We start from the raw sequence: 6,288 nt of genomic DNA, 5'->3' as shown, positions 1-6,288 counted from the left end.
CGCTTGGGGGGCGCGCAGCGCCGGCCGTGGGTCCCTCCTATGGACTACCGGGACAACCGCCTGGCAACCCGAAAAGGGGGTCCCTATTGCACGCCGATATGGGGTCCCGGTTCGACGCCTATTTACACAGCCCTCTTCTCTGTTCGTTGCAATCCGGCTCCTCGGAAGCATCGCCATCTTCCATAGGTAGGAACCAATAATGTGAACGCTATGCATGTCATTAATGATAGAGAGTCTATCATTGCAACGAGTGTGAACTAGAGTCAATCCTCGCAGGGGCGTGAGACGTGGCTATGCCGATCGGAATCTTTGTGAAGTGAGAGATATTTTATCGGTAAATTGACAGAATCAAAAATTAGTGAGAATTGATTCTCTGTGGTTGCCCATTAGTCACGCCACGGGCACCGGGTGGGCGGCGCTGCTCAATTGGGTGCTTTGCTGAAGTCCAATCACTGAAAGTCAGGAGTGTCGCGTGCCCGATCAATATGACTACATCATAATCGGTGCAGGGTCCGCAGGATGTGCTCTGGCCGAGCGCTTGTCGGCAGACGCTTCCGACACGATACTTGTGGTTGAGAGCGGGCCAGCTGACACCAGCATGTTCATTCATATGCCGCGCGGTATAGGCGTGTTGTCCAATCCCGGCAGCAAGGTGATCTGGGAATATCAGGTCTCGCCCGGAGGCAATGTTCCCAGGGAACGCTGGTTTCGGGGGCGCACATTGGGCGGGTCGAGTTCCGTCAACGGCATGATCTACATGCGTGGTGCACCGCTGGATTACGATGGATGGCGGGATATGGGGTGCACAGGCTGGGGCTGGGACGACATCGGCCCCAAATTTGTTGAACTGGAAGATCATGATCAGGGCGCCGACGAATGGCGCGGCTCAGGTGGGCCCTTGCGCGTGACGACGCATCCCTCCGGTGAGCCCCTGTATGAAGCCATCCTCGACGCCGCCGCCGAGATGGGCATTGCGCGGGTCCGTGATGTTAACGGCGTTACGGCCGTCCGCGAAGGCGGTATGGGTTACCAACCCACCACGCGCTCCGATGGGCGCCGGTTCAGCGCGGCCAAAGCTTTTCTAGACATGGCAAGGCGCCGTCCGAACTTGCGGATCATGACAGGCGCCAACGCGCTGCGGATCATATTCGAGGGTAAGCGCGCTGCGGGAGTGCTGGTCAGAGACGGCAAAGGCTCGCGTGTCATCCATGCCCGCCGTGAAATCATCCTGTCGGCTGGTGCGTTCGAGACGCCGAAGCTGCTGCAACTTTCGGGCATCGGCCCGGCCTCCATCCTAGCTCCATTGGACATCGACATCATCGTCGATGCGCCGGACGTCGGGCGCAATCTGCGGGAGCATCGCCATGCCGACCTGAGGCTGGAGGTACGGGGCGGGAGCCAGAACAAAGACTTCACCGGCGCGCGAATATTCTGGTCGCTCCTGCGCTATATGGCGGGAAGGCGCGGACCGCTGAGCCATGCGGCGCATGAGGTCGGCGGCTTCGCCAAGTCGCTGCCCCATCTGGACCATGCCGATCTGCAATTTGGCCTGATGACAATATCGGCTGGCGATACCGGCACCGGCAATGCGATCAGTCTCGATCCCTGTCAGGGCGTTACCTTTCTTGCCTATTTCACGCGCCCGGAGAGTCAGGGAGAGGTACGCATAGAATCTGCTGATCCCGATGCGCCACTGTATATCGACGCCAATCATCTGTCGGCGGAAATCGACCGGCAGAGGTTCGTCTCGGCGTTCCGATGGTTGCGCAAGCTCGCAGCGCAGCCCGCACTAGCGCCATGGGTGGTGAGAGAGATTCATCCCGCCGCGCTGGTCGAAACGGACGATGACATTTTGGCGCATGCGATGGCAATGAGCGGCCCCTGCTTTCACAGCGCCGGGACCGCCCGAATGGGCATTGATCCGCTGGCGGTGGTCGATCCGCGCCTGCGGGTGCGCGGCGTGACGGGGCTGCGGGTCGCGGACACATCGATCATGCCAACGCTGGTGTCTGGCAATACCAACGGTCCAGCGATGGTCATCGGGTTGCGGGCGGCGGACTTCATCCTCGCGGACAATGCGGTGATGTCGCAGGCAGCAGCGGCTTAACGGCCTCCAGCAACCCCAACTGAAGCCCTGTTTCAGATATTTTGCATTAGCGGAGCAAAGCGGTGGATCACTTCATCCAGATTAAAGACATGCTGATGGGCCTCGATCCCCTGACCTGGTGGCTGGCGCTGCTCGCAATTTTCGGTTTGTCGACAGGCTTTTTCACGGGCTATTTCCGCGCCCGCAAGATCCAGCCGAATGGCTTCAAATGGCCCATTTTCAGGCGAGAGGTCGGCTGGGCCGTCTTCAACGTTTCCGTGACGACCCTCGTGCTCGGAGCCGTGAGTTCCTTTTTGAAGGCCAAAGGCTGGATCAGCTTCAATTCGGAACCGGCCAGCGGCTGGGTAATCGCCATGGAATATGCGATCTATTTCCTTGGCTTCGACACATGGTTCTATTGGTGGCATCGCCTGATGCACATGGAGCGCTTCTACAATCTGACGCACAAGGTTCACCACGGATCGATCACGCCCAATCCGGTCACATCACTCTCGATGAACCCCGTCGAAGGTATCATCGAGGGAGCCTGGGTTCCTGTGCTGACCAGTCTGCTGACCCTGCATGAAACGACCATGATCTTCGTGATACCGACCGCCGTCGTCATGGGGCAGTATGTTCACTCGGGCTTTGAGATACTGCCGAGTTGGTGGAACCGTAGCTGGCTGACCAAATGGTTCATCTCGGCGACTTTTCACGATCAGCATCACCGCTATTTCAAAGGCAATTATGGCGGCTACACGACAATCTGGGATCATATTTGCGGCACTGTCCGGCCACGGTACGAGGTGGACTTCGTAAAGATCACGACGCGGCCGATCCGCAGGGCGCCTGACGCAAAACGAGAAAAGGCGACTACGTGAGCGATCCAGATGCATCGGGTGCCAACGTATCGGTGACGCGATTGACCGCTATGCGGATCGCCATATTAGGAACGGGTGTCTTGCCGGCGATCGCAGCAGGCACGGTTTCCGTCATGCTGCCATCCATCAATGACGCGTTCAATAATGGCAGCAACGGTATCTGGATAAAGTCGGTCGCCACGGCTGCTGGCCTCGGCATGATGGTTGGGGCACCCGCGAGCGGATTTGCCATCGACAGGCTGGGCCGCCGCCGGGTTTTGCTAACTGCCGCAGCGGTGTTCGGCGCGGTCGGTTGTTCCATAACGCTCATGACGCAATTGTGGCAGATCATCATCGCACGCTTCTTCATAGGGATCGCGAGCGGCGCCATGGGGGTTGGTATCGCTGCGGTCATCGGAGACATGTTCCGCGGACGCCACCAGGGTAGATGGCTGGGCCTCAATGCGGGCGTTGCGACATTCTTCGTCCTTGTGCTCAGTCCCGTAGTCGGGGCCATGTCCGATCTGGGATGGCGCTATGGCTTTGCGGTTTATGCGCTGGCCATTCCGGTCCTACTTGCTGTGGCCAAAGGCATTCCCAACGCCGCGCCACGCTGGGGGACAGCAGCGCCACGCGCACAGATATTTACCTCGCCGCGCAGCATTCCATGGCGCGCCATAATACTTGCGGTTTTCATGGGGACATTGTCCATGGGGACTGCGCTTTACTGGCCATTCCGGTTGCGGGAGGTGGGGATCGAGACGGGCAGGGATATTGCGCTCTACGGCTTGCCCAATATCCTCCTGTCTGGCGCTGCGGCGCTTGGCTATGGCGTGTTTCGCCGATACATGTCGATAACCTCCATGTTCGTGGTCGGGGCGTGTCTTTCCGCCATGGGCCTGATTGCTATGGGATTGGCTTCTAAGCCCGCCATGGTGGGTTTGGGATTGATGGTCGAAGGCCTCGCGATTGGCATGATGACTCCCAATCTGACGGCCTTTGCGCTATCGGTCGGAATTCCTGCACAACGTGGCCAGACGGTAGGATTGGTCAAGGGTGCGTTATACGGCAGCCCATTCCTGACACAGTTCATTTTGGAGCCTGTCTCCCGCTATGGCGGAGCCAGTGCAGCGCTCTGGACGATTGCGGCGATGGCAATTGCCATCGCGCTGGCCATTTCGCTAGGGGCGCTTGGGTCAGCGGCGCGGGGGGAGGACGCCGCCGATCTGTGATGCCAGCGGGCAGAAGGAGAGGGGGCATGAGTATGGGCAGGCGATCCGCGACTCCTTGGCCAAAGACGGTCTGCCCTCCAGATCGTCAAAAGTTACGCCCGGCTGCGCGGTAATCCGAGGCGCCGCTCCGCTACCATATTACGCAGGACTTCGCTCGTGCCACCGTAAATGGTCGTGGCGCTGGAGTGGCGATACCCTTTTTCTACCAGTCCAAGGCCGTCTTTTCCCCGCAATGTTGATCGCGGAGCAGCAAGATCGAGAAGGTCGGAGGAGGCCCGGATAAACGCTTCTGTGGAAAAGATTTTGGCGGCGGGACCGAAGGCGAGATCCTGCGCCCCCGCCAGCCGAGTACCGAGTACACGCCCCGAGAGAACCTCGGCGATGCGGGCCTCCGCATGCACCTTTGCGATCCGGGCAAGTACGTGGCTGTCTTCGATCAGCGCCTGGCCGTTTCTGTTGGTGCTGCGCGCCCATTCTGTGACGCTATCCGCCATCTCACGCATGAGAATGTGATAATAGCCGCCGCCCTGCTCGAAACCGAGCGCGGCGGCGAGAACCTTGGCGCCTTCATTCACCTTGCCGAGGCGGTAGCGATCCTCCACTCGGACATCCTGATAAAATGTCGCATTGGTTCGTTCATCCATGAACGTATGGACCGGGTGAATGTCGATGCCAGCCTTGTCGAGCGGGACGAGAAACGTCGTTATGCCCTTATGCTTCGGGGCGTCCGGGTCTGTCCGTGTCACCAGCATCACATAGCTGGCCAGTTCGGCGCCTGATGTGAACATCTTCTGGCCGTTGATTATCCAGTCCTCGCCATCTCGCTCTGCCTTGGTGTTTGCCGCAAAGACGTCGGATCCGCCGGATGGTTCTGTATATCCTAGGCAGGCGGTGGCTTCGCCCTTCGCCATGCGTTCCAAGACTTCTTCTCGCAATGCCGTCGACCCGAAATGCAAAATGGCATGTCCCACCAGCGCGGTGATGCTGCGTGCCAGCCCTGCATAGCCGACCTCCTGCCAGACAGAGAGGCTTGCCCTCGTGGCATCGGCATCGGCATCGGCGCCGCGGCCACCCCATTTTTCCGGCCAGTCCGGGTAAAGGAGGCGCGCTTCGCCAAGGGCGCGATGTACGTCCCAAGCATGAGCCTCAAAATTATGGTCGACAAGATTGTGGTGCGCCGGTTCCAGAATGCGCGCGAAGAGCGCCCGCGTTTCTTCGGCAAGGTCCTGCCCATCCGGCGGTGCGTCAAAATCCACATCGACGATGCCGACATCGGGCAGTATGCACGGTTCGCCTAGCAGCAGCCGTCGGCCGCCACGGATCAGTTCGGCACGTGGATCGCCCATGCTGGCGGCCCAAGATTTGGCGCGGCGATGATAAAGTTGGATATCATATTCGGTCGAAAGGCCGTAGCCACCGAACGTATGTAGCCCATGTGCCACCCTGCTGCTGGCTGTTTGGGTGGCCCACCAAAAGAGCAAGGATATTGTCGCACCCGCATCACGGTGACCGTCAGCGATCGCCCGCAGCGTCCACCACAGCAGCAGCGCAGCTCCATCGGCGTCAATGACATCGTCAGCAAGCGGATGAGCAAGTCCCTGGTTGGTGCCGATGGGTTGACTGAAAGCATGGCGCTCGCAGGCGTAAGCAGCCGCGCTGGTCAAAGCTTCGCGGGCAAGTCCGATCTGGGCAGCGCTTGTCAGAAGTTTCCACTCTTCGATACCAGCCGCCCATATCGCGGCTGCGTCGACGCCGGCTGCGATGACATGCCTTTCGCCCGCGCCGGGCACGAACGCGGCCACAGCAGTGAGGTGGTGCCGGAAATTCGGACAGGGTGCTAAGCTAATCCCGACCTGAGGAATGGACGGGAATGAAGACGACGAGGAAACGGTATTCGGCTGAATTCAAGGCCAAGGTGGCGCTGGAGGCAATCCGTGGCGATCTGACGCTGGCAACTGGGCGCCAAGCATGGCATCCACTACACGATGATAGCGGCGTGGAAGCGGCAAGCGGTCGAGGGCATGTCCGCGACGTTTTCGGGCGTTGGGGAATCGGCCAAGGCCGCGATGGAGGCCGATTTAGAGAAGCTGCATGCCAAGATCGGGCAGTT

The 6,288-nt window shown here is 59.7% G+C and carries 4 protein-coding genes and 1 pseudogene; 4 read left to right on the top strand and 1 reads right to left on the bottom strand.

Going from position 1 to position 6,288, the window contains the following annotated elements; all coding sequences use genetic code 11:
* Positions 1-472: 472 nt before the first annotated feature.
* The 3 genes from LWE61_RS20880 (at position 473) to LWE61_RS20425 (ending at position 4,178) form a co-directional block, all read left to right on the top strand.
* On the top strand, positions 473-2,107 hold the full coding sequence (locus LWE61_RS20880; protein ID WP_234152493.1) for a GMC family oxidoreductase: 1,635 nt from the start codon (positions 473-475) through the stop codon (positions 2,105-2,107).
* A 62-nt stretch (positions 2,108-2,169) separates the two neighbouring features.
* Complete coding sequence (locus tag LWE61_RS20430; RefSeq protein ID WP_234152492.1) at positions 2,170-2,967, top strand: sterol desaturase family protein; 798 nt, start codon at positions 2,170-2,172, stop codon at positions 2,965-2,967.
* Positions 2,964-4,178 carry an MFS transporter gene (locus LWE61_RS20425; protein WP_234152491.1) on the top strand — a complete coding sequence of 405 codons (1,215 nt, stop codon included), beginning with the start codon at positions 2,964-2,966 and terminating at the stop codon, positions 4,176-4,178. The genes LWE61_RS20430 and LWE61_RS20425 overlap by 4 nt, the downstream gene beginning before the upstream one ends.
* Positions 4,179-4,270: 92 nt before the next feature.
* On the opposite strand, the gene LWE61_RS20420 is transcribed toward LWE61_RS20425, so the two are convergent.
* Positions 4,271-5,980, bottom strand: a complete 1,710-nt coding sequence (locus tag LWE61_RS20420; RefSeq protein ID WP_234152490.1) for an acyl-CoA dehydrogenase family protein — start codon at positions 5,978-5,980, stop codon at positions 4,271-4,273.
* Between the two features lie 68 nt (positions 5,981-6,048).
* Here LWE61_RS20420 and LWE61_RS20415 point away from each other — a divergent pair.
* Positions 6,049-6,288: pseudogene (locus LWE61_RS20415) on the top strand (transposase); the annotation flags it as partial.

It is taken from the genome of Sphingobium sufflavum, from assembly GCF_021403115.1.
Classification (GTDB): domain Bacteria; phylum Pseudomonadota; class Alphaproteobacteria; order Sphingomonadales; family Sphingomonadaceae; genus Sphingobium; species Sphingobium sufflavum.
The sequence above is the reverse complement of the archived record's forward strand: the minus strand, read 5'-3'. Positions and strand labels throughout refer to the sequence as shown.